The organism is Geodermatophilus sp. FMUSA9-8 (assembly GCF_037034165.1).
Taxonomy (GTDB): Bacteria; Actinomycetota; Actinomycetes; order Mycobacteriales; family Geodermatophilaceae; genus Geodermatophilus; species Geodermatophilus nigrescens.
Genome location: NZ_JBAGKE010000003.1, coordinates 144,663 through 167,332, shown reverse-complemented (window position 1 = coordinate 167,332; position 22,670 = coordinate 144,663). Strand labels below are relative to the sequence as shown.

Annotated in this window: 21 protein-coding genes; 11 read left to right on the top strand and 10 right to left on the bottom strand. The window is 76.2% G+C overall.

All coding sequences use genetic code 11. From position 1 onward, the window contains the following. Positions 1 to 344: 344 nt before the first annotated feature. A complete protein-coding gene (locus WA616_RS07935; protein WP_336028776.1) occupies positions 345 to 713 on the top strand; it encodes a hypothetical protein in 369 nt (122 codons plus the stop codon). A 90-nt stretch (positions 714 to 803) separates the two neighbouring features. Here WA616_RS07935 and WA616_RS07930 read toward each other — a convergent pair whose 3' ends face one another. The 6 genes from WA616_RS07930 to WA616_RS07905 form a co-directional block, all read right to left on the bottom strand. Continuing rightward, the gene (locus tag WA616_RS07930; RefSeq protein WP_336028775.1) at positions 804 to 2,396 is read right to left on the bottom strand and encodes an ATP-binding cassette domain-containing protein; all 1,593 of its coding nucleotides are present in this window, start codon (positions 2,394 to 2,396) and stop codon (positions 804 to 806) included. 149 nt (positions 2,397 to 2,545) lie between these two features. Beyond that, positions 2,546 to 4,135: a glycoside hydrolase family 13 protein gene (locus WA616_RS07925; protein WP_336028774.1), complete on the bottom strand. Its 1,590-nt coding sequence runs from the start codon at positions 4,133 to 4,135 to the stop codon at positions 2,546 to 2,548. Positions 4,136 to 4,205: 70 nt separating this feature from the next. Beyond that, positions 4,206 to 4,640, bottom strand: coding sequence for a globin (locus tag WA616_RS07920; protein ID WP_336028772.1), 435 nt, complete (start codon positions 4,638 to 4,640; stop codon positions 4,206 to 4,208). Further along, positions 4,637 to 5,923, bottom strand: coding sequence for an MFS transporter (locus WA616_RS07915; protein ID WP_336028771.1), 1,287 nt, complete (start codon positions 5,921 to 5,923; stop codon positions 4,637 to 4,639). Before WA616_RS07915 ends, WA616_RS07920 begins: the two co-directional genes overlap by 4 nt. Beyond that, positions 5,920 to 6,918 (bottom strand): mechanosensitive ion channel family protein, encoded by a 999-nt coding sequence (locus tag WA616_RS07910; protein WP_336028769.1) that lies wholly within the window; start codon positions 6,916 to 6,918, stop codon positions 5,920 to 5,922. Before WA616_RS07910 ends, WA616_RS07915 begins: the two co-directional genes overlap by 4 nt. Before the next feature lie 32 nt (positions 6,919 to 6,950). Next, complete coding sequence (locus tag WA616_RS07905) at positions 6,951 to 9,056, bottom strand: prolyl oligopeptidase family serine peptidase (RefSeq protein WP_336028768.1); 2,106 nt, start codon at positions 9,054 to 9,056, stop codon at positions 6,951 to 6,953. Between the two features lie 200 nt (positions 9,057 to 9,256). On the opposite strand from WA616_RS07905, the gene WA616_RS07900 reads away from it, so the two are divergent. The 4 genes from WA616_RS07900 (at position 9,257) to WA616_RS07885 (ending at position 12,716) form a co-directional block, all read left to right on the top strand. Further along, positions 9,257 to 9,784: an HNH endonuclease gene (locus WA616_RS07900; protein WP_073419113.1), complete on the top strand. Its 528-nt coding sequence runs from the start codon at positions 9,257 to 9,259 to the stop codon at positions 9,782 to 9,784. A gap of 13 nt (positions 9,785 to 9,797) precedes the next feature. Continuing rightward, complete coding sequence (locus tag WA616_RS07895) at positions 9,798 to 10,661, top strand: SCO6745 family protein (RefSeq protein ID WP_336028765.1); 864 nt, start codon at positions 9,798 to 9,800, stop codon at positions 10,659 to 10,661. Positions 10,662 to 10,914: 253 nt separating this feature from the next. Continuing rightward, entirely contained in the window at positions 10,915 to 12,066 is a 1,152-nt protein-coding gene (locus tag WA616_RS07890; protein ID WP_336028763.1) for a hypothetical protein, read from the top strand. Then, positions 12,066 to 12,716, top strand: coding sequence for a class F sortase (locus WA616_RS07885; RefSeq protein WP_336028761.1), 651 nt, complete (start codon positions 12,066 to 12,068; stop codon positions 12,714 to 12,716). Before WA616_RS07890 ends, WA616_RS07885 begins: the two co-directional genes overlap by 1 nt. Positions 12,717 to 12,722: 6 nt before the next feature. Here the strand turns inward: WA616_RS07885 and kynU are convergent, their stop codons facing one another. Continuing rightward, positions 12,723 to 13,979: a kynureninase gene (kynU, locus tag WA616_RS07880; protein ID WP_336028759.1), complete on the bottom strand. Its 1,257-nt coding sequence runs from the start codon at positions 13,977 to 13,979 to the stop codon at positions 12,723 to 12,725. Positions 13,980 to 14,017: 38 nt separating this feature from the next. Here kynU and WA616_RS07875 point away from each other — a divergent pair, with 38 nt between their 5' ends. Genes WA616_RS07875 through WA616_RS07865 form a run of 3 tightly spaced genes read left to right on the top strand, consistent with a single transcriptional unit; the run spans position 14,018 to position 16,411 of the window. After that, positions 14,018 to 15,451, top strand: coding sequence for an amidase (locus tag WA616_RS07875; RefSeq protein ID WP_336028758.1), 1,434 nt, complete (start codon positions 14,018 to 14,020; stop codon positions 15,449 to 15,451). Between the two features lie 30 nt (positions 15,452 to 15,481). Beyond that, positions 15,482 to 15,895, top strand: coding sequence for an aa3-type cytochrome oxidase subunit CtaJ (gene ctaJ, locus WA616_RS07870; protein WP_336028757.1), 414 nt, complete (start codon positions 15,482 to 15,484; stop codon positions 15,893 to 15,895). Between the two features lie 60 nt (positions 15,896 to 15,955). Beyond that, positions 15,956 to 16,411, top strand: a complete 456-nt coding sequence (locus WA616_RS07865; protein WP_336028756.1) for a DUF5130 family protein — start codon at positions 15,956 to 15,958, stop codon at positions 16,409 to 16,411. Between the two features lie 86 nt (positions 16,412 to 16,497). Here WA616_RS07865 and pepN read toward each other — a convergent pair whose 3' ends face one another. Continuing rightward, positions 16,498 to 19,047 carry an aminopeptidase N gene (gene pepN / locus WA616_RS07860; protein ID WP_336028755.1) on the bottom strand — a complete coding sequence of 850 codons (2,550 nt, stop codon included), beginning with the start codon at positions 19,045 to 19,047 and terminating at the stop codon, positions 16,498 to 16,500. Positions 19,048 to 19,185: 138 nt separating this feature from the next. On the opposite strand from pepN, the gene WA616_RS07855 reads away from it, so the two are divergent. Further along, the gene (locus tag WA616_RS07855; RefSeq protein WP_336028753.1) at positions 19,186 to 19,848 is read left to right on the top strand and encodes a DsbA family oxidoreductase; all 663 of its coding nucleotides are present in this window, start codon (positions 19,186 to 19,188) and stop codon (positions 19,846 to 19,848) included. Between the two features lie 32 nt (positions 19,849 to 19,880). Beyond that, positions 19,881 to 20,636, top strand: a complete 756-nt coding sequence (locus tag WA616_RS07850) for an SDR family oxidoreductase (RefSeq protein WP_336028752.1) — start codon at positions 19,881 to 19,883, stop codon at positions 20,634 to 20,636. A gap of 66 nt (positions 20,637 to 20,702) precedes the next feature. Here the strand turns inward: WA616_RS07850 and WA616_RS07845 are convergent, their stop codons facing one another. Next, positions 20,703 to 21,485, bottom strand: a complete 783-nt coding sequence (locus tag WA616_RS07845; protein WP_336028750.1) for an MBL fold metallo-hydrolase — start codon at positions 21,483 to 21,485, stop codon at positions 20,703 to 20,705. Beyond that, positions 21,482 to 22,150: a DUF429 domain-containing protein gene (locus WA616_RS07840; RefSeq protein WP_336028749.1), complete on the bottom strand. Its 669-nt coding sequence runs from the start codon at positions 22,148 to 22,150 to the stop codon at positions 21,482 to 21,484. The genes WA616_RS07845 and WA616_RS07840 overlap by 4 nt, the downstream gene beginning before the upstream one ends. Before the next feature lie 25 nt (positions 22,151 to 22,175). Here WA616_RS07840 and WA616_RS07835 point away from each other — a divergent pair, with 25 nt between their 5' ends. Beyond that, the gene (locus WA616_RS07835; protein ID WP_336028747.1) at positions 22,176 to 22,667 is read left to right on the top strand and encodes a ribose-5-phosphate isomerase; all 492 of its coding nucleotides are present in this window, start codon (positions 22,176 to 22,178) and stop codon (positions 22,665 to 22,667) included. Positions 22,668 to 22,670 lie beyond the last annotated feature (3 nt).

The window sequence follows — 22,670 nt, the reverse complement described above, 5'->3', positions numbered from 1 at the left end:
GACCGGGGCCGGACGCGGGTCCCGGCCCGGAGGAGCGCCCGGCGGCACCACCGGCCGAGCCCCCGCCGGCGGCCCCGGCAGCGCGGCCGGGACCACCACCGGGACCCCGACCGGGACCCCCGCCCCCGGATCCCGCACCGGCCCGTCCCGCCGTCGCCGTACCGGCCCAGCGTCAGGCTCCGCACCCGGCTCCGGCCGGGGCGGTGCGGAACGGGACGGGGGCACCGCCCCGGCCCGGTCCGCAGCACCACCCCGCCGGCCCTCCCGGCCGGCCCGGGTCACACCCCGACCCGGTGCGCAGCGCCCCGCTGCGTCCCCCTCCGAGAACGACAGGAGCCCCATCCGTGGCACAGCTCGACAACGTCATCGCCGACCTGCTCTCCATCGACGGCGCCAGCGGCGCGGCCATCGTCGACATCGACAGCGGCATGGCCCTCGCTTTCGGCGGCACGCCCGGCTTCGACCTCAACGTCGCGGCCGCGGGCAACTCCAACGTGGTCCGCGCCAAGCTCCGCACGATCTCCGACCTGGAGCTCAAGGACGAGATCGAGGACATCCTCATCACGCTGGCCGGCCAGTACCACCTGATCAACGTGCTCAAGGGCCAGGGCAACGCCGGCCTGTTCATCTACCTGGTGCTCAACCGCGTCACCGGGAACCTGGCGCTGGCCCGGCACAAGCTGCGCGCCGTCGCGGGCGCCGTCGCCGTCTGACCCGCTCCGGCGCTCTCCCCGGACGGGGGCCGGGGAGAGCGCCGGGCAGGGCGCTGGGCAAGGACGGCCGGGGCGGGGTGACCCGGCCGCTCAGGCGGCGGTGGCGGCCTCGACGATGCGGTCGCGGACGGCGTCGACGGCGAGCTCGCTCGTGTCGATCCACCGCGCGACGCGGCCGCCGGAGACGATGCCGACGCGGTCGCAGCACTCGGCGAGCTCGTCGGGGTCGACCGAGACGACGACCACCGAGGTGCCGTCCGCGGTGGCCTCGTCGAGCAGCCTGCGCACCTGCGTGCGCGCCCGGACGTCGAGGCCGCGGGTCGGCTCGTGCAGCACGACGACGTCGCGCGGCGCCGAGGACATCCACCGCGCCAGCGCCAGCTTGTGCTGGTCGCCGCCGGACAGCGCCCCGAACATCGTCGTGATGCTCAGCGTCTTCACGTCGAGCTGGTGCACGGTGCGGATGACGCCGCGCAGGGTGGCGATCTCGCTGCGCACGTCGGTGAGCGCGCCCCACGCCTCCTGGCTCAGGGTGCGGGCGATCGTCTCGCCCGGGTCGACCCCGTAGGCGTCGTCGTCGGGCCGGTAGGCCGGCAGGTGCAGCGCGGAGTCGTCCTCGCCGAGGCAGCGCTCCTCGCCGTGCAGGACCAGCTCGTCGGTGATCGCCGGCAGCTCGCCGCTCAGCGCGCCCGCGATCTCGCGGACGCCGGAGGAGCGGTGGCCGGTCAGGCCGATCACCTCGCCGCGGCGCAGCACGAGGTCCACGCCCTCCACGGCGCCGGGCACCCGCAGGTTGCGCACGCGCAGCGCCACCTCGTCCGACGGCGCCAGCCGCGGGGAGGTGCGCGCCGGCACCGGCGCCGGCTCCGGGACGGCGGGCTCCGGGACGGCGGGCTCCGGGACGGCGGGCTCCGGGACGGCGGGCTCCGGGACGGCGGCCGACGCCGACGCCACGCGGGGCGCCGGCAGCGACACCGGCTCGCCGACGGTCTCGGCGGCCAGGCGGACCGGGTCGAGCTCGGCGGCGGGGCGGTCGAGGGCGATCCGGCCGTCGCGCAGCACGAGCACCCGGTCGACGACCTCGAGCATCTCGGGGAGCCGGTGGCTGATGTAGAGGACGCCGCGGCCCTGGCGGCTGAGCCGGCCGGTGACGGCGTGCAGGCTCGACACCTCCATCGGCAGCAGCGCCGCGGACACCTCGTCGAGCACGACCATCCGGGTGTCCTCGGCGAGCACCCGGGCGGTCTCCACCAGGCCGTGCACGAAGTGCGGCAGGTCGCCGACCGGGGTGTCGGGGTCGACGTCGAGCGCCACCTCGGCGAGCAGCACCTGGGCCTGCCGGCGCAGCTCGGCCTGCGGGCGGCCGGCCTGCGGGGTGCCGCGGAAGACGGCCTGGGCGACGGTGAGCGCGGGGTCGATCCGCACCAGCTGCTGGACCACGCCGACGCCGAGGTGGCGGGCGTCGTCGGGGGACAGCGGCGCGTACGGGTGGCCCATGAGCGTCATGGAGCCGGCGTCGGCGGCGGTGATGCCCGCGAGGACGTCGCCGAGGGTGGACTTGCCGGCCCCGTTGGTGCCGACGAGCCCGACGACCTCGCCGTCGTCGACGGTGAAGGAGACGTCCCGCAGGACCCGGCGGGCCCCGAAGGACTTCCGCAGACCCTGGACCTGCAGCAGCGCCATGGCTGGGCGAGCCTCCCCCGGAGAAGGTCACCCGACCAGGGGTCGAGGACCGCGTGGCAGCGTCCCCCGTGACGCTCTGTTCCGTTCCGGATGCTACCCGCGCGGGCCGGAGGCGCCTCCCGGGACGGCGAGTCCCGGGAGGCGCGCCGTCAGGCGACCAGCCAGGCCGCCGCGTCGACCGGCAGGGTGCCCCCGGCGACGTCCTCGCTGGCCAGCAGGACCCGCCCCTCGGGCAGCGGGACCGCCGCCGCGGAGAGGTTCACCAGGCACACCAGCCCGCCCGGGCGGCGGAACGCCAGGCACCGCTCGGGCGCCGGCAGCCACTCCAGCGACTCGCCGTCGAAGGCGGGGGAGGTGCGGCGCAGCGCCAGCGCCGCCCGGTACAGCGAGAGCACCGAGCCGGGGTCGGCGGCCTGCGCCTCGGCGGTCAGCGGCGCCCAGCCCGCGGGCATCGGCAGCCAGGTGTCCGGCGAGGTGGAGAACCCGTAGGACGGCGCGTCGCCCGACCACGGCACCGGGATACGGCAGGCGTCGCGGCCGCGCTCGGTGTGCCCGGACCGCTCCCAGATCGGGTCCTGCAGCGCCTCGTCGGGCAGGTCGACGTCGGGCATGCCGAGCTCGTCGCCGTTGTAGACGTAGGCAGCGCCCGGCAGCGCCAGCTGCAGCAGCGCGGCGGCCCGGGCCCGCCGGGTGCCGGTCTCCCCGCCGCCGTAGCGGGTGACGTGCCGCGGCCGGTCGTGGTTGGACAGCACCCAGCAGGCGGGCGCGGGCACGTCCGTGACCGACTCCAGCGAGTGGACGACGGCGTCGCGCAGGTCGTCGGCGTCCCAGTCGGCGGTCAGCAGCTTGAAGTTGAACGCCAGCTGCAGCTCGTCCGGGCGCAGGTAGCGGGCCAGCCGGGCGTCGTCGGACACCCAGACCTCGCCCACGGCCATCGTGCCCGGGTAGCCGTCGAGGACGGCGCGGACGCGGCGGTGCACGTCGTGCACGCCCTCCTGGTCGAAGCGCAGGTCGCCGGGGCCGTGGTCGTCGAGCAGGCCGGTGTCCTCCATCGGCTGCATGTCCGGCAGGCCCGCGGGCTTGGCCATGCCGTGCGCGACGTCGATGCGGAACCCGTCGACGCCGCGGTCGAGCCAGAACCGCATCGTCGTCTCGAGGTCGGCGACGACCTCCGGGTGCGTGAAGTCCAGGTCGGGCTGCTCGGGCGCGAAGATGTGCAGGTACCACTGGCCGTCGGGCACCCGCGACCAGGCCGGCCCGCCGAAGACCGACGGCCAGTTGTTCGGGGGCTGCGACCCGTCGGGCCCGCGGCCGTCGCGGAACAGGTAGCGCGCCCGCTCCGGGGAGCCGGGGCCGGCGGCCAGCGCCGCCCGGAACCAGGCGTGCCGGTCGGAGGTGTGGTTGGGCACCAGGTCGACGGTGATCCGGATGCCGGCGGCGTGCGCCTCGGCGAGCAGCGCGTCGAACTCCGCCAGGTCGCCGAAGACGGGCTCGACGTCACGCGGGTCGGCGACGTCGTAGCCGTGGTCGGCCATCGGCGAGGGGTAGAACGGCGTGATCCACAGCGCGTCCACGCCGAGCGCGGCCAGGTGCGGCAGGCGGGCGCGGATGCCGGCGAGGTCGCCGACGCCGTCGCCGCTGCCGTCGGCGAAGCTGCGGATGTAGACCTGGTAGAAGACCGCGTCGCGCCACCAGTCGGCGTCGGTGCGGCGGAACGGGGCGGGGGCAGGGGAGGTCACCGGGCTCCTCGGGGGTGCGGGCGCGCGCTCCTGACCGGCGTCGGTGACGGCGGGCGGCAGGGGTCGGGGCTCAGGCGGGGGAGAGGTCGCCGGGCGCGTCGTCGGGCCAGCGGTTCTGCATGCTGTGCGCCGCCATCGTCAGGTAGCCCCACAGGGCCGCGTCCTGCTCGGCGGTCAGGTCGAGGGAGTCGACGGCGTCGCGCATGTGCCGCAGCCACGCGTCGCGCTCGGCCGGGCCGATGGCGAACGGGGCGTGCCGCATGCGCAGCCGGGGGTGGCCGCGCTCCTGCGAGTACGTCGTCGGGCCGCCCCAGTACTGCTCCAGGAAGCGGCGCAGGCGGGTCTCGGCCCCCTCCCAGTCGTCCTGGGGGTACAGCGGCGCCAGCACCGGGTCGCTGCGGACACCGGTGTAGAAGCGGGCGACCAGCCGACGGAAGACCGGCTCGCCGCCGACCTCGTCGTAGAAGGTCCGCGCCGAGGGCAGGGACCGGCTCGCCTCGCTCATGACACCGATGGTCCCGCAGCGCGGTGCCGTCCCGCCACGCCGGGTCGGGTGCGGACCAGCCCGAGCAGCCCGGGGAGGACGGCGACCAGGCCCAGCCCGCCCGCGACGGCGACGACGGCGGCGGGCGGCACCCGTTCGGCGGCCAGCCCCGCGCCCAGCGCGCCGAGGCCCTGCACGCCGTACAGACCGCTGACGGCGACGCCGAAGGCGCGGCCGCGGAACTCCGCCGGCACGGCCTGCACGAAGGCGACGTTGAGCGGGATGAGCCAGCTGCAGCCGAGCCCGCCGACGAACAGCAGGACGACGACCGTGACGAACGCCGCACGCCCGGGGCCGGCCACGAGCGCGACCAGCCCGGCCAGGAGCACCGGCACCAGCGACGCGACGACGAGCCCCGGGACCATCCGCCCGGCCCGCTCGGTGCCGAGGAACCGGGCCACCACCAGCCCGCCGACGGTCTGCCCGAGCGGGTTGGCGGCGAGCAGGACGCCGAGCTGCAGCGCGGCGCCGCCCAGGTCGTCGGTGAGCGGCGCGGCGATGCCCTCGGCCACGTTGGTGAACAGCACGCCGGGCCACAGCAGCGCGATGATCGCCGTCAGGCGCGGGATCCCGCGGATCAGCCGCAGGCCCTCGGCGGTCTCCCGCCACACCGACGCCGGCTCGTCCGACGGCGCGGCCGGCGCCGGCCGCCGCTGCAGGCCGGCGGAGAGCCACACCGCCGAGACGGCGAAGGTGGCGGCGTCCAGCAGCAGCACCGCCGACGGGTCGAGCAGGCCCACGAGGGCGCCCGCGCCGACGAAGCCGATGACCTGGGCGAGCTGGGAGCTGGTGTTGGTCAGCGAGGAGGCGACGGCGTAGCGCTCGCCGTCGAGGACGTCGGCCATCAGCGCCGACCGCGCCGACTCGAACGGCGGCGCGCACAGCGAGACGGCGAGCAGCAGCGCCAGCAGGGCCCACAGCGGGAGGCCGGGGAGGGCCATGAGCCCGACGAGCACGGCCCGGACGACGTCGCTGACGATCAGCACGCGGTGCCGGGGGAAGCGGTCGGCGATGGTGGCCAGCACCGGGCCGCCGACCACCCAGGGCAGGAAGCTCAGCCCGAAGGTGACCGCCGCGAGCAGCGGGGAGTCGGTGCGCTGGTAGACGAGGACGGTCAGCGCCACCCGGGCGAGCTCGTCGCCGATCGTCGACAGGGTGTACGTGCCGAACAGCGGCCGGAACTCCGGGACGGCGAAGACCGCGCGGAAGGAGGGCCGCTCGCCTCCGCCGGCCTCCCCGGTCACGGGACGCCCGTCCCGGACGCGGTGCCCGCCCCGAGCAGCGGGGGAGGCGTGCGGATGCCCTCGGTGGCGAACCGCTCCTGCAGCCGCATCCGCAGCTCGCGGGCGACCCGCCACTGGTCGGCGCTGGTGGAGCGGACCTGCAGCCGCATCGTCACGCCGGCGGCGGTGATCTGCTCGGCGCCCAGCGACTCCGGCTCGGCCAGCAGCACCGCCGACCACTCCTCCTCGGCGTACATCGCGTCGGCGACCTCCTGCATCACCGAGCGGCAGCGCTCGAGGTCGGTGTCGTGCGCGACGGGCATGTCGATGACCACCTGCGCGAAGCCCTGGCTCTTGTTGCCGACCCGCAGGACCTCGCCGTTGCGGGCGTACCAGACGATGCCGTTGACGTCGCGCAGCCGGGTGATCCGCAGGCCCACGGCCTCGACCGTGCCGCTGGCCTCGCCGAGGTCGACGACGTCGCCGACGCCGTACTGGTCCTCGAGGATGATCCCGATCCCGGCGATGAAGTCCTTGACCAGGTTCTGCGCGCCGAAGCCGAGCGCGACGCCCACGACGCCGGCGCTGGCCACGATCGGCGCGAGGTCGAGGCCGAGCTCACCGAGCACCAGCACGACGGCGATGCCCATGACCACGAACGACGCGACGCTGCGCAGCACCGAGCCGATCGCCTCCGCGCGCTGCGTGCGGCGGGCGGCGACCTGCTCGATGACCTGCCCGGCGGCGCCCCGGTTGCGCAGCGGGCGCAGCAGGGTGGGCACCCCGCCGGTGGCGGTGCGGTCGGTGAGCCGCCGGATGGCGCGGTGGAGCATGAACCGGGCGACGAAGGCGACGACGAGGACCAGCAGGATCCGCGCCGGCTTCGCGATCAGCGCCTCGGCGTTGTTCGCCAGCCAGTCGATCCCGGACAGGTCGTAGACCTTCGCGCACAGCGTCGTCGGGTCCGAGACGCACGCGGGCATCGAGTCGGCCAGCCGCGAGTCGGCGGCCGTCACGGAGGGTAGGGCAGTCATCACCGCCCATCGTGTCAGGTCGCGGCGCCGTCCCCGCCACCCGCCGCACCCCACCCGGACAGCCCGGTGGCCGCCGCGAGGAACGCCAGCTGGTCGGCCGCGAGACCCACCGTGCGGCTCACCGCCCGGGCGCCGTGGCCCACCGACGTCTCCCGCCGCAGCAGCACCGGCGCCTCGCCGCGCGTCGCGGCCTGCAACGCCGCGGCGAGCTTGCGCGCGTGCAGCGGGTCGACCCGGGTGTCGGACTCGAACGTCGTGAACAGCGTCGCCGGGTAGGCGGTGCCCTCGCGGACCGCGTGGTACGGCGAGTAGCCCAGCAGCCAGCCGAGCTCCTCGGGGTCCTCGGCGGTGCCGTACTCGTCGTTCCAGGTGCGCCCGAGGCCGAAGCGCTCGTACCGGACCATGTCCAGCAGCGGCGCGCTGCACACGACGCCGGCGGCGAGATCGGGGCGCTGGGTGAGCGTCGCGCCGACGAGCAGCCCGCCGTTCGAGCCGCCCATCACCGCGAGCTGCGCGTGCGTCGTCCAGCCCTGCGCGACCAGGTGCTCGCCGGCCGCGGCGAAGTCGTCGAACACGTTCTGCTTGCGCTCGCGCATGCCGGCGCGGTGCCACTCCTCGCCGTGCTCGGAGCCGCCGCGCAGGTTGGCCACCGCCCAGACGCCGCCGGCGGCGACCCAGGCCAGCGCCTGGGCGGAGTAGCCCGGCGTCAGGGCCACGTCGAAGCCGCCGTAGCCGTAGAGCACGGTCGGCCGCGGGGTGTCCGGCGTCTCGGTGGCCGACAGCACGAACAGGTGCACCGGGGTCCCGTCGCGCGAGGTCGCGTGCGTCTCGACGACGGTCACCTCCGGCACCTCGCCGGCCACGGGGGCGCGCTCGTCCTCGGCCAGCGCGGTGGGCTCGGCGGCGTCCCAGCGCAGCACCGACGGCGGGGTGGAGTGGTCGGTGTACCCGACCCAGGCGGTCGTCCCGCCCTCCGGCGGGGCGCTCACGCCGGAGACGCTGCCGACGCCCAGGCCGGTCACCTCGGCGAGGCGGCCGGAGCCGTCCGCGGCCCAGACCGAGAGCCGGTCGGTGGCGTCGACCGAGTGGACGGCGAGCACCAACAGCGTGCCGTCGGCGCCGTCGACGAGCGCGACGTCGGAGAGCACGCCGTCCTCGGACTGCGGGACGACGTCGCGCCACGCCTCCACCGGCCAGGTGGCGGGGTCGGCCGGGTCGGCGACGGCGAGCCGCCAGCGCGGGGTGCCGCGGTCGCTCATCAGCCACAGCCGGCCGTCGCGGGCGACCCAGGCGGCGGTCTGCGCGTCGACGCCGACCTGCAGATCGCGCAGCTCCCCGGTCCCGCCCAGGTCGGCGAGCCACACGTCGTCGCGCGGGGCGGTGCCGGCCGAGGCCGAGACGACCAGCCAGCGGCCGTCGCGGCTGGTGCGCACGCCGTAGTAGTTCGTGGGGTCGAGTCCCTCGCCGTGCACGAGGACGTCGCCGTCGGGGTCGGCGCCGACGCGGTGGCGCCAGACGCGGCGGTGGAACTGCTCCTCGCCGGCGGGCACCTGGTCCGGCGCGAGCCGGCGGACGTAGAAGAGCTCCTCGCCGCCGGGCAGCCAGGCGACGGGGGAGTAGCGGCAGCGGTCGACCGGCCCGTCGAGCTGCTCGCCGGTGGCGACGTCGAGGACGTACAGCCGCGACTCCTCGTCGCCTCCGGTGGACAGCTGGTAGGCCAGCCGGTCGCCCTCCCAGGACGGTGACCAGGCGTCGAGCGTCGTCGTGCCCGACGGGTCGAGCGCCATCGGGTCGACCAGGACGCGTACCGTGCCGTCGGGCTCGCGGACCCGCAGGACGGCGTGCTCCTGGCCGGGGTCGCGGCGGGTGGAGAAGGCGCGGCCGCCCCGGTGCACCGGGACGCCGACGGCGCCGGCGTGCACCAGGCGCTCGAGCCGGGCGGCGAGGTCCGGGCGCAGCGGGAGGGCGCCGAGGACCCCGGCGGTCAGCGCGTCCTCGGCCTCCGTCCACGCCCGCGTCCGCGGGTCGGCCGGGTCCTCGAGCCAGCGGTAGGGGTCGGCCACGCGGTGGCCGTGCAGGTCCTCGACGAGGTCGAGCCGTTCGGCGTCGGGGTAGCGCACCGCCCGACCGTAACGGGCCTGTGGATTTCCCCCGCGCGCCGTTCCCGCTCGTCAGGGCAGGATGGGCACAGCCCTGCGGGCCGCCCCGGTACGGCGGTCCGGGGTGTCGGAGGTGCTCCGTGTCGCGTTCCGCGTCCGGGTCGTCGCCGGTGGGCCACCCAGGTCCGCGACGCGACCCCGTCCCCGTCCCCCGGCTGCCCGTGCCCTCGTCCGGCACGACGGCCGCCACGTTGCTGCTCAACGCCACCTACGAGCCGCTGTGCGTGGTCTCCAGCCGCCGCGCGATCGTGCTCGTGCTCGCGGAGAAGGCGGTGCCGGTCGACGCCGCCGCCGAGGTGGTCCACGCCGAGCGGGTGAGCCTGCCGGTGCCCGTCGTCGTCCGGCTGACCCGCTACGTCCGGGTGCCCTACCCGGCGCAGGTGCCGCTGTCCCGCCGGGCGGTGTTCACCCGCGACGGGCAGACCTGCGTCTACTGCGGGAGCTCGGCCACCAGCATCGACCACGTCGTCCCGCGCAGCCGCGGCGGCACCCACACCTGGGACAACGTCGTGGCGGCCTGCCGGAAGTGCAACCACACCAAGGCCGACCGGTCGCTGGCCGAGCTCGGCTGGAAGCTGCCGCACCCACCGCGGACGCCGAGCGGGGCGGCCTGGCGGCTGCTCGGCGCCCGCACGGTCGACCCGCGCTGGCGGGAGTGGCTCGGCGTGCCCGAGAGCGTCAGCGCGTGAGCGGGGCCCCGGCATGACGTCCGCGGGCACCGCCCGGCGGCTGTGGGCGCTGGCCGAGCCGTTCCACGCGCTGACCTACTTCGCCGAGGAGGCGCGGGCGGCCGGGGAGGCGGCCGGCACCACCGGCTTCTGGTCCACCTACTTCGCGCTGCGGGCGGCACCCCTGGGCCCGGTCGGCCCGGAGGTGGTGACGGCGGTCTTCTACAACTTCGCGCCGTCGTTCGTGGCCCGACGGGTCCCGGCGGTGTGGGACGCGGTGTCCCCGGCCGCGGCGCTCGACGCGCGGCTGGCCGGGGTCGACGCCGCGGTGCGCCGGGTGCTGGGGGAGTGGGCGGCGTCCCCGGAGGCGGCCGAGGCGGCCGCGCTGGCGTCCACTGCCGCGGCGGCCGTCGACCTGCCCGGCCGGCCGCTGGCGGCGGCCAACGCGGGGCTGCCCGCGCCCGGCGAACCGCACCTGGCGCTGTGGCAGGCGCTGACCACCCTGCGTGAGCACCGCGGCGACGGGCACACCGCGGCGCTGCTCGGGCGTGAGGTCTCCGGTGCCGGGGCCCACGTCCTGGTCGCGGCGGCCGGCCGGGTCGACCGCGAGTGGCTGCAGCGCGCCCGCGGCTGGGACGACGACGCGTGGACCGCAGCGGCCGACGAGCTCCGGACCCGCGGCTGGCTCGACGGCGACGAGCTGTCGGCGGAGGGCCTGGCGATGACCACCGCCATCGAGGCCGACACCGACCGGCTGGCCCTCGAGCCGTGGCGCGCGCTGGGCGACCCGGGCTGCGACCGGCTGGGCGAGCTGCTCGTGCCGGTGCGCCGCGCCGTCGTCACCGCCGGCCTGTTCCCCGACCGCAACCCGATCGGCGTCGCCCCCGACGAGGCCTGAGGGCCGGCAGCGCACCGTCAGCTGCCGACGTCCTCCGGCGGCGCGCTTCGGCAACTCGCGCCCTTCCGCGGCGCCGCCGGGGGCTCGCGGACGGCAGATCGTGTCGAGGCCCGCGCCACCCGATCGCACCACCCGCCCGTCCCGTCCCACGCGTCCCACAGTGCGTGTCCTCCACCCAGCGAGACTGTCCGGTGACGCTACGTTCCGCGGCAATCGGCGCCGACCGGGCGCTGCGGTCGACAGAGGTGTCCCCGTGACCAGCTCCACCCCCGTGCGCCGGCAGGTCCAGCGCTTCGGCCTCGCCGGCATCGGCTCGGCCGTGCTCTTCGTCTCCATCGCCGGTCCCGCCGCCGCGGCGACCGACGTCGTCATCCCGCTGCAGCCCTCCGAGGTCGTGCTGAGCGCCCTCCCGGTCGAGAACTTCGGCGCCATGGACCCCATGACCATGGCCGACCCCAGCGCCGGTGGCGTCTTCACGCCCGTCGAGGTGCAGTACTCCGGCACCCTCGAGGTCGAGGTGCCCGCCGACCTCGACGACACCGCCGCCGAGGTCGAGCTGTCCTTCGACGACGACGGCGACGGCAGCTACGACGTGACCTACTCCTCGGCCCTGCTCCCCGCCGACCCGTTCTTCCTCGCGGTCACCGGCCAGGGCACCGGGACGCTGTCGGTCACGCTCCCCGCCGACGACTCCACCGGAGTCGACGACGCCACGCTGTTCGTCGAGCCCCTCACCGACACCCTCGGCACGGCGCTGGAGTACTACGACCCGGTCGCCTACGAGCTGACCTTCGACGCCGCGGCGCCCGCCACGGTGACGGTCACCCCCGAGCTGCTCGCCTTCTCGCAGGTGCCCTGTGACGTGACCTCCGGCGTCCGGTGCCCCTTCCCGACCCCGGTGACGGCCGGCTCGACCGTGACGCTCGACCTCACCGCCGCCTCGCCGCTGCGCGAGCTGGGACTTCCCGACCTCACCGGCGTCGAGGTCGGCCTGGTGGACCTGGACGCCAACGGTGACCCGACCGGCGCCGCCGCGCCGCTCGCCACGCAGGTCGCCGGGTCGCGCGCCACGTTCGTGCTGCCGGCCGGCACGGCCGCCGGCCAGTACGGCGTGGTCGTCGCCCAGCAGGCGCCGTCCGGCGCGGTCTCGGTGGTCCTCGTCGAGGTCACCGTCGTCGCCGCGGACACCCCGGCCGTCGTGCCGCCGGCCGCGCCGACCACCCAGGCCGTCACCGGGAACGCGGGCCTCCGCTCGAACACCGGCGTGACCGCCCCGGCGGCCGAGGGCGCGACCGGCTTCGCCGCCGCGGGTGCGGGCCTGCTGGTCCTCGCCGGCGCCGGTGGCCTCGCCCTCGCCCGCACCCGCCGCCGCCCCGCGGTGGAGGACGGCACGGACCAGGCCTGATGCGACCGGGGCGGCGCACCGCCGCGATCACGGCGGTCGCCGCCCTGGGCGTCGCCGGCAGCGCACTGCTCGCCGTCGGCGTCGCCCCCGACGGGCGGTCCGCCGCGGCCACCGGGTCCCTCGACCCGGTGGCCGCGGCCCCCGCGGGGGAGCCCGCCCAGCCGACCCTGCCCCCCGAGGGGACGGTCCTCCCGACGCCGTCGTCGGACGTCCACGTGGCGGTGCCGGCGCTGAGTCTCGACCTGCCCGTCCTGCCGCTCACCCCGAGCGGCGGGGTCATCAACCCGCCGCTGCTCACCGCGGCCTACTGGATCGACTCCTACGGCGACCCGGTCGGCGACGCCGCGCAGGCCGACAACACCGTGTACATCGCCGCCCACGCCACCGGCACCGGCGAGTACGGCTTCGACGCCCTGGTCGACGCCGAGGCCGACGACGAGGGCCTGCGCGCCGGCGACGTCGTCGAGGTCAGCACGCCCGAGGGCACGGTCGACTACACCGTCGAGCGCACCCAGCGCTACGACAAGGACGAGCTCGCCGGCGCCGCCGACATCTGGGCGGCGGTCCCGGGGCGGCTCGTCCTCATCACCTGCTTCCAGCGCGCCGGCCAGGCCTCGACCGAGAACCTCGTCGTCGTCGCGCACGCCTGACCGGGCTCACGTGACGCGGGACCGCTCCTCGGGGTAGCCCTCCCAGGAGCGGTCCTCGAGCACGCCGCGGAACACGTCGAGGGCGTCCCACACGTCCACGAAGCGCGTGTAGAGCGGAGCCGGGCCCAGCCGCACCCGGTCGGGCGTGCGGAAGTCGGGCACCACGCCGCGGTCGACCAGCGCCTGGGTCAGCTGCCAGGCGTGCGGGTGCGCCAGCGTCACGTGCGCGCCGCGGCGGGCCGGGTCGCGCGGGCTGGCCAGCGCCACCCCGTGCGGGGCGAGCCAGGCGTCGGCGAGGTCGACCAGCAGCCCGGTCAGCGCGCGCCTCTTTGCCGCCAGCCGGCCGATGCCCGCCTCGGCCACGAGCCGCACCCCCACCTCCACCGCCGCCGCGGCCAGCACCGGCGGCGTGCCCACCGCGAACCGGCCGATCCCCGGCACCGGGTCGTAGGCCGGGCCCATGGCGAACTGGTCGCGCTGCCCGAACCAGCCCCAGATCGGCTGCCGCAGCTCCTCCTGCAGCTCCCGCCGCACGTACAGGAACGCCGGGGCCCCCGGCCCGCCGTTGAGGTACTTGTACGTGCAGCCGACGGCGAGGTCGGCGCCGGCGGCCGCGAGGTCGAGCTCCACCGCCCCGGCCGCGTGCGACAGGTCCCACACCACCAGGGCGCCGGCCTCCCGCGCGGCCGCCGTGACCGCGGCGAGGTCGACCAGCGCGCCCGAGCGGTAGGCCACCGCCGACAGCACGACGACGGCGACCCGCCCGTCCAGCGCCCCGGCCAGCACCGCCGGGTCGAGGCCCTCGTCGACGTCGGCGGGCACCTCCCGCACGGTCATCCCGCGGGCGGCGGCCACCCCGGCCACGACGTAGCGGTCGGTCGGGAAGTCGTCGGCGCAGCAGACGAGGACGTCGCGGCCCGGCCGGGCATCGGCGGCGGCCACCAGCAGCTTGTAGAGGTCGACCGAGGTGGAGTCCGCCAGCAGCACCTCGCCGGGCCGGGCGCCCAGCACGCCGGTGCCGATCAGGTCGCCCACCCGCGTGCCGACGTCGATCCACGACGCCCACGAGCCGACCAGGCCGCGGCCCCACTCCTGCTCGGCCACCCGGGCGAGGGCCGCGGGGGTCTCGCGCGGCATCCGGCCGAGCGAGTTGCCGTCGAGGTAGCGCAGGCCGTCGTCGCCCGCCCCGGTGAAGCGGGCGCGGAAGCCGGCGAGGGGGTCGGCGTCGTCGAGCGCCTGGGCCGCGGCGCGGGTCGGGTCCACGGCGCCGGTTCTACATGCCGGGGCTAGCGTCGCCGTCCGTGACGCAGCTGCACGACCTCACCGCGCTCGAGCAGGCGGCCGCCGTCCGGGCCAGGGAGGTCTCTCCGACCGAGCTCGTGCGGCACGCCCTGGACCGGGTCGCGGCCCTCGACGCCGGGCTCGGCGCGTTCGTCACCGTCACCCCCGAGCGGGCGCTGGCCGCGGCCGCCGCCGCGGAGGCGCGGGTGCGGGCCGGGGGCGAGCTGCCGCCCCTGCTCGGCGTGCCGACGGCCATCAAGGACCTCAACAACACCGCGGGCGTGCGCACCACCTTCGGCTGTCCGGTCTTCGCCGACTTCGTGCCCACCACCGACGACGCCGTCGTCACCAAGCTCGCCGCCGCCGGGACGATCAGCCTGGGCAAGACCAACACCCCCGAGTTCGGCTTCCCCTGCTACACCGACAACGACCTCGTCGGCCCGGCCCGCAACCCCTGGGACCCGCAGCGGCTGGCCGGCGGCTCCAGCGGCGGCGCGGCGGTGGCGGTGGCCGCCGGGATGGTGCCCTTCGCGCAGGGCAGCGACGGCGGCGGCTCCATCCGCATCCCGGCGAGCGTCAACGGGCTGTTCGGCATCAAGCCCACCCGCGGCCGGGTGAGCAACGCACCCTTCGGCAGCGACGTGACCGGTCTGGGCACCAACGGGCCGCTGGCCCGCACCGTCCGCGACGCCGCGGCCATGCTCGACGCGATGGCCGGCCCCGTCACCGGCGACGCCGCGTGGGCGCCGCCGCTGCCGCCGGGGGAGACCTTCCTCGCCGCCGCCGACCGCCCGGTCGGCCGGCTGCGGATCGGGCGGGCGCTGGAGTCGCCGATGCCCGGCGCCGTCCTGCAGCCGGAGGTCACCGGCGCCCTCGACGACGCCGCCGCCCTGCTGGAGTCGCTCGGGCACGAGGTGGTCGACGTCCCCGGCGGGCTGCTCACCCCCGACGTGCTGGCCGCCTTCGAGCGGGTGTGGTCGCTGTCGGGGACGCTGCTGCCCGTCCCGCCCGAGCGGGTGGGGGAGCTGCGGCCGCTCACCCGCGAGCTGCGCAGCCGCGGCCTGGCGCTGTCGGCCCAGGCGGCGATGGAGGCGCTCACCGCGCTGCGGCTGTTCTCCCGCCGCTACGTCGCGGCCACCGACGCCTACGACGTCCTGCTCTCGCCCGTGACGACGATGACGCCGCGGCCGCTGGGCTGGTTCGACGCCGACGGCGACGGCGCGGCCGACTTCGAGCGGCAGAAGGCCTACGCCGCCTTCACCGCGCTCTACAACGTCACCGGGCAGCCCGCCGTCAGCGTGCCGCTGCACTGGACCGGCGACGGCCTGCCGGTGGGCACGATGCTCGTCGGGCGCCCCGCGGACGAGGTCACGCTCGTCGCGCTCGCCGCGCAGCTGGAGCAGGCCCGCCCGTGGGCGCACCGGCACCCGCCGGGCTGGCATGCCGACGCATAGGTGATCTCCCCGGACGGTAGATTCCGGGGCGTGACCGTCGTCGAGACCCTGCTCGTCTTCCTCGTCGCGCCGCTGGCCGTCTACCTCCTCCTGTGGGCCCTCACCTACCTCCCCGGCGGTCGCAAGCGCCAGGGCGTGCGGTACCGGCCCGGCCAGGCGTGGGACCACGAGCCGGTCTGGTACGAGCCGCAGCCCACGGGCGCCCCGACCCACGCGGCCGGTGAGGGCGACACCCAGGCCGTCGGCTCCTCGCTCTACGGCGAGCCCGCGGCGATCGGCTCCGGCGACGGCCACGGCGGTGCACACGGCGGCGGGCACGGCTCGGGCGCCGTGGGCTCGCACGTCATCGCAGGCGGTGCCTCGCACGGTGCCACCGCCGTCTCGGCCGGCGCGCCGGCCCCCGCGGCGGGCGGCCCGCTCGGCGGCGCCCGCGGCACCTGGTGACCCGGGGACGCGTGACCCGGTGACCCCGACCTCCCCGACGACACTCCCCGGAGACCCGCGATGACCCGCGTGCTGGATGCCGACGCCCACGACACCGGAACGGTCGACACCGCGCCGAACCGGGCCGACGAGGGCTACGACACCGTCTTCAGCTACCGCGAGCTGGCCCGCCTCGACGAGGCGCTGACCATGTCCTCGCGCGAGACCGGCCTGCGCTTCACGCTCTGGATCGGCGACCTCGGCCCGAAGACCCGCATCCGCGCCGAGGAGCTGCACGCCCGCGGCGGCCACCCGGCCGACTCGGTGCTGCTGGCCGTCTCGCCGGGCCAGCGGGTGATCGAGGTGGTCACCGGCGCCTCCGCCGCCCGCCGGCTGCCCGACCGCGCGTGCGCCCTGGCCGTGCTGTCGATGACGAACTCCTTCGCCGCCGGCGACCTGGTGGGCGGCATCGTCAACGGCCTGCGCCAGCTGTCCGACCAGGCCGGGCACCCGCGGAGCTCCCGCGCCGCCCACTGAGCGACCCGCGCGCCCCGGGCGCACGGCCCCTCCACGACCGAGGCCCAGGACCCCGCGGGGTCCTGGGCCTCGGTCGTCCCTGCCGGTCAGCCGGCGGCGGCGTCCCGCTCGCGGGCGCGCAGCGCGCGGGCGATGCCGTCGCGGCCCTCGCTCACCAGCCGGCGCAGCGGCGCGGGGTGCTCCCCGCCGGACAGCCAGGCGTCGGCCGCCTCGACCGTGCGCTCCTCGACCACCGGCGGGAACAGGTACTGGACGGCGTTCTTGGCGATCTCCCCGGGGCGGCGGTTCCACATGGGGCCGATCTCGGCGAAGTAGCGGTCGACGTAGCCCGCGGTGAGCTCGCGCTGCGCCGGGTGCCAGAAGCCGGCCACCAGCGCCTCGTGCACCGCGTTCGGCACGTCGGCGTCGTGGAAGGCCTGCTGCCACGCCTCCTCCTTGGCCTCCGCCGTCGGGCGCAGCGCCCGCGCGGTGGCCGCCCGGCGCACGCCGGTGGCGGTGGCGTCCCGCTCGGCCTCCGCGTCGATCTCCGCGTCGCCGGCCGCGCCGATCGCCACCAGCCCGTTGAGGAACGCCCAGCGGGCGTCGGCGTCGACGGCCAGCCCCTCGTACGCCCGGGAGCCGTCGAGGAGGCCGCGCAGCACGGCGGCGTGCTCGTCGGTGCGCGCGGCGGCGGCGAAGGTGCGCGACCACTGCAGCTGCTCGTCGCTCTCCGGCGCGGCGGCCTCGAGCGCCTGCAGCGCCTTGTCGGCCAGCGCCGTCCAGCCGGTCTCGGCCCAGGCCGGGTCGGCGTAGGACGTCAGGGCCGACTGCACCCGCATCAGCAGCGACTGCACGACGCTGATCTCGGTCTCGGCGTCGATGCCGGCGAGCACCAGCCGCACCCAGTCGCGGGCGGGCAGTTCGGCGTCGCGGGTCATGTCCCACGCCGCCGACCAGCACAGCGCACGGGGCAGTGAGTCGGGCAGCGCGCCGATGTCGGTGCGCAGCGTGGCCAGCGACCGCTCGTCGAGCCGGAGCTTGGCGTAGGTGAGGTCGTCGTCGTTGACCAGCACCAGGTCGGCCACCGGGTGCCCGACCAGCTCGGCGACCTCGGTGCGCTCGCCGTCGACGTCGAGCTCCACCCGGGTGGTGCGGGTCAGCCCGTCGGGGCCGCGGTCGTAGAGGCCGACGGCCAGCCGGTGCCGGCGCAGCACGGGGTGCTCGGCGACGGCGGTCTGCTCGATGGCGAACGAGGCGTAGCGGCCGTCGTCGGTGAGCTCGAAGACCGGGCGCAGGGTGTTGACCTGGCTGGTCTGCAGCCACTGCTGCGACCACTCGGTGAGGTCGCGGCCGGTGGCCTCCGACAGCGGGTCGAGCAGGTCGGCGAGGGTCGTGTTGCCGTACTCGTGGGTGCGGAAGTAGCGGCGGATGCCGGCGAGGAACTCCTCGCGGCCGACGTAGGCCACCAGCTGCTTGAGCACCGAGGCGCCCTTGGCGTAGGTGATCCCGTCGAAGTTCACCTCGACGGCGGCCACGTCGACCATGTCGGCGGCGATCGGGTGGGTGGAGGGCAGCTGGTCCTGCGCGTAGGCCCAGGCCTTCTCCGCGTTGGCGAAGGTGGTCCACGCCGTCTCGTACTCGGTGGCCTCGGCCTGGCACAGCGTGGAGATGTAGGTGGCGAAGGACTCGTTGAGCCACAGGTCGTCCCACCAGCGCATGGTCACGAGGTCGCCGAACCACATGTGCGCGAGCTCGTGCAGCACCGTCTCGGCGCGGCGCTCGTAGCGGGCGCGGCTGGTGCGCGAGCGGAAGACGTAGTCCTCGAGCACGGTGACCGCGCCGGCGTTCTCCATGGCGCCGGCGTTGAACTCCGGCACGAACAGCTGGTCGTACTTGTCGAACGGGTACGGGTAGTCGAACACCCGGTGGTAGAACTCGAAGCCCTGCTTGGTCACCCGGAACAGCTCCTCCGGGTCGAGGTGCTGGGCCAGCGACGCGCGGCAGTACAGCCCCAGCGGGATGCCCTCGTAGGCGTCGGTCACCCGGGCGTACGGGCCGGCGATCAGCGCGACCAGGTAGGTCGACAGGCGCTTGGTCGGCTCGAAGTGCACGAGCTGGCTCCCCTGCGGCCCGGCCTCGATCGTGCGCCCGCCGGTGTTGGACACGACCTGCCAGTCGAACGGCGCGACGACGTGCACCGTGTAGGTGCCCTTGAGGTCGGGCTGGTCGAAGCAGGCGAAGACCCGCTTGGCCTCGGCCGGCTCGAAGTGCGTGTAGAGGTAGACCTGGTCGTCCTCGGGGTCGACGAAGCGGTGCAGGCCCTCGCCGGAGTTGGAGTACCGGCAGTCGGCGTCGACGACGAGGGTGTTCTCGGCGGCGAGACCGGGCAGCGGCAGACCGCCCTCCTCGGTGTAGGTGGAGACGTCGAGCTCCACCCCGTTGAGCGTGGCCGAGCGGACGGTCTCGGCGACCAGGTCGACGAACGTGCCGGCGCCGGGCTCGCGGCAGGTGAAGGTCACCGTCGTCGTCGAGCGGAAGGTGCCGGCGCCGGGGCGACCGTCCCCGTCGGTCAGGTCGAACTGCAGGTCGTAGGCGTCGACGGCGAGCAGGCGGGCGCGTGCGGCGGCGTCGTCGCGGGTCAGGTTGGGTACGGCCACGACCGGCAGCTTCCCACGGACGCCCGACACGCCCGGCGGGCACGGGGAACAAGCGCACGTCCGGGGCACTTGGCAGCCGGCAGGGACGCGGGGCGCACGGGTGCTCCGGCGTCGCGGACGACGAGAGGGAGACGACGGATGACCGAGGCAGTGCAGAGCGCCCCCACGAAGGCCCGGGTGGACTTCTGGTTCGACCCGCTGTGCCCGTGGGCCTGGCTGACCAGCCGCTGGGTCCTGGAGGCGGCGAAGGTCCGCGACATCGACCTGCACTGGCACGTCATGTCGCTGGCGGTGCTCAACCGCGGGCGCGACCTGCCCGAGCAGTACCAGCGGATGATGGAGCAGGCGTGGGGCCCGGTGCGGGTCGCGATCGCCGCCGCCCAGCAGCACGGCGACGAGGTCCTCGGCGACCTCTACACCGCCATGGGCACGCTGCGGCACCACGAGGGCCGCGAGCTCGACGAGATCATCGCCCCGGCCCTGGAGAAGGTGGGCCTGCCCGCCGAGCTCGCCGGGGCCGCGACCTCCACCGAGTACGACGAGGCGCTGGAGAAGAGCCACCACGAGGGCATGGACCCCGTCGGCGACGACGTCGGCACCCCGGTCATGCACATCGACGGCGTCGCGTTCTTCGGCCCCGTCATCAGCAAGGTGCCCACGGGCGAGGACGCCGGGCGGGCCTTCGACGGCGCCGTCCTGCTGGCCAACCTCCCCGACTTCTGGGAGCTCAAGCGCACCCGCACGTCCGACCCCGACATGTCCTCGGTGCCGGCCGACGCCCTGGAGCTCACCCGGCGCTGAGCCGGTGCGGACGGGCGCGGCATGCTGGGGGCGTGCCGCGACCCGTCCGCCAGCGCATCCTGGTCACCGGCGCCAGCTCCGGCCTCGGCCGGGGCATGGCCCGCCGCTTCGCCGCCCGCGGCCGTGACCTCGCCCTGGTCGCCCGCCGCGGCGAGCTGCTCGAGGAGCTCCGCGACGAGCTGCTCGCGGCGTCCCCGGGCATCCGGGTCGTCACCGCCGCCATCGACGTCGACGACGCCGAGGCCGTCGCGCGCGGCGTCCCGGAGCTCGCGGCGGAGCTCGGGGGGATCGACCGGTTCGTCGCCAACGCGGGCATCGGCCGGGGCGCCTCGGTGGGCACCGGCGCCGGCCGGGACAACCGGGCCACGCTGCTCACCAACGTGCTCGGCACCCACGCGCAGTGCGAGGCGGCCGTCGAGCTGTTCCGCGCGCAGGGCTCCGGGCACCTCGTCGTCATCAGCTCGGTGGCCTCGGTGCGCGGGATGCGCGGCACCCGCACCGCCTACGGCGCCAGCAAGGCCGCGCTCAACGCGCTCGCCGAGGGCATCCGGTCCGACCTGCTCGGCACCGGCATCCGGGTGACCACCGTGCTGCCCGGCTACATCGAGACCGACATCAACGTGGGCCGCCGCGGGCCGTTCACCGTCGACCTCGACACCGGCGTCGACGCGCTGGTCGCCGCGATCGAGCGGGAGCCGGTGCGCGCCTACGTGCCGGAGTGGCCGTGGCGGCCGGTGTCGGCGCTGCTGCGGGTGCTGCCGCTGCCGGTGGTCCGCCGCCTCACCTGAAGCAAGGACCCCCCTGCCCCCCACCCCTCGCAGGCTCGCGGCGGGATCCTGCAGAGGGGCCGCGTGCTATTCGCCCCTCGCACGCTCGGGACGGAGCCGATGGGCGGCGACGCGCATCGTCGCCGCGTCGTAGGGGCCGCGGTCGGGCCGGCCCGCGCGGACGGCGGACAGGACGGCGAGCAGCTCCTCCCGCTGCGCCCCGACGAAGTCCGCGTCCACCACCGCACCGTGCCCCGGCACGACGGCGCCGCGGGCCATCGCGTGCAGCCGGCCCAGCGTCGCCGGCCACTCGGCGGGGAAGGCGTCCTCGAACGCCGGCGGGGCGCCCTGCTCGACGAGGTCTCCCGCGAACACGGTCCCGTCCTCGACCTCGACGACGAGGTCGTGGCCGGTGTGCCCGCGCCCGAGGAACCGCAGGACCACCTCGACGCCGCCGACGTCGAGCACCGCGACGTCGTCGACGAGCGCGTCCGGCGGGTCGAGGGGCGCGCCGGCGACCTCCGCCGCTCCCTCGGCGTCCCCGGCGGCCGTCAGCTCGGCCACCCGGGCGGCACGCTGCGCCTCCCCGGTGGCGCGCAGGTCCGCCGCGCAGCCGCGGCTGCCCCAGACGGTCGCCGGCCGGAACGCGGCGTTGCCGAAGCAGTGGTCGTAGTGGGCGTGGGTGTTCACCACGGTCCACGGGTGCGGCGTCACCCGGCGCACCGCGGCGGCGAGGTCGGCGGCCTCGGCGGGGGAGGAGCGGGTGTCGACGACGAGGCAGGCGCCCTCGCCCACGACCAGGCCGCAGTTGAGGTCCAGGGAGGCGTGCCGGCGGACGAAGACCCCGTCGCCGACCTCGCGGAAGGTCACCAGCAGATCCGCATCGGCCGGCCGCGGGAGTCGCGGGCGCCGTCGCCCACGCACGCGTTCGTGCCGTCGGCGACGCGCCGGGCCGACCACGCGGCGGCGCACGCGTCGAGCGCGTCGACCGCCGGCACCCGCGGCGGCGCGGCGAGCATCGCCTCCTCGACGTCCATGACCGCGCGCAGGGCGGCCAGCCGCTGCGCCGCCCCGCGCGCGGTGCCCTTCGGGTCGGTGACACCGCCGAGGCCGACGCGGAACGCGAGTTCCGGGTGCACCTCGACGACGTGGTCCGGCGGCGGGTCGCCGAGGGCGTCGTCCAGCGCGCGGATGGACGGGACCAGCTGGAAGGCCTGCGCGGACAGCGACGTGCCGCCGGTGGCGGCGACGGAGAGCTCCCGTGCGTGGGCGTGGTCCCGCGCGCCGAGCACCGCGCGCACCGGGGCGGGGAACACCGAGCTCCCGGCGCTGCCCAGGAGGGCCTTGGCCTCCTGGTCGCAGGCGCGGGGGCCGTCGTCGGACAGGCCGATGGGCATGTCGATCGCGACCACCTCGACGTCCGGGACCGCGAGGACCGCCCCGGCGTCGCGGAGGTGCAGGAGGGTCACCCTGCGGCCGTCGAGCAGGGCCCCGACCCAGGCCCCGCGCCAGCCGTCGACCCCGAGCACCGCCACGCGCCGACCCTGACAGACTCGGGCCATGCGCGTCTTCGTGGGCACCGATCACGCCGGCCTGGAGTTCAAGGAGCACCTCAAGCAGGCGCTCACCGAGGCCGGCCACGAGCCGGTGGACTGCGGCGCCTTCGAGTACGACCCGGTCGACGACTACCCGCCGTTCTGCTTCGAGGTGGGCGAGCGCGTCGTCGTCGAGCCCGGCACCCTCGGCGTGGTCATCGGCGGCTCGGGCAACGGCGAGCAGATCGCGGCCAACAAGGTGCCCGGCGTGCGCGCGGCGCTGGTGTGGAACACCGAGACCGCGCAGCTCGCCCGCCAGCACAACGACGCGAACGTCGTCTCCATCGGCGCCCGGCAGCACTCCGTGGAGGAGGCCACCGGGCTGGTGCTCGAGTTCCTCCGGACGCCGTTCAGCGGCGACGAGCGGCACGTCCGCCGGATCGGCCTGGTCAGCGACTACGAGCAGGACCGGCACCGGCCGGCGGGCGGCCTGCCCACCCGCGAGGACGTCGTCTAGGAC

Bases quoted from the DNA above. Each gene is read 5' to 3' on its own strand.
- WA616_RS07920 (WP_336028772.1), bottom strand. From the start codon at position 4,640: ATGAGCGAGGCGAGCCGGTCCCTGCCCTCGGCGCGGACCTTCTACGAC.
- WA616_RS07835 (WP_336028747.1), top strand. From the start codon at position 22,176: ATGCGCGTCTTCGTGGGCACCGATCACGCCGGCCTGGAGTTCAAGGAG.
- WA616_RS07855 (WP_336028753.1), top strand. From the start codon at position 19,186: ATGACCGAGGCAGTGCAGAGCGCCCCCACGAAGGCCCGGGTGGACTTC.
- WA616_RS07885 (WP_336028761.1), top strand. From the start codon at position 12,066: ATGCGACCGGGGCGGCGCACCGCCGCGATCACGGCGGTCGCCGCCCTG.
- WA616_RS07895 (WP_336028765.1), top strand. From the start codon at position 9,798: ATGACGTCCGCGGGCACCGCCCGGCGGCTGTGGGCGCTGGCCGAGCCG.
- WA616_RS07865 (WP_336028756.1), top strand. From the start codon at position 15,956: ATGACCCGCGTGCTGGATGCCGACGCCCACGACACCGGAACGGTCGAC.
- WA616_RS07930 (WP_336028775.1), bottom strand. From the start codon at position 2,396: ATGGCGCTGCTGCAGGTCCAGGGTCTGCGGAAGTCCTTCGGGGCCCGC.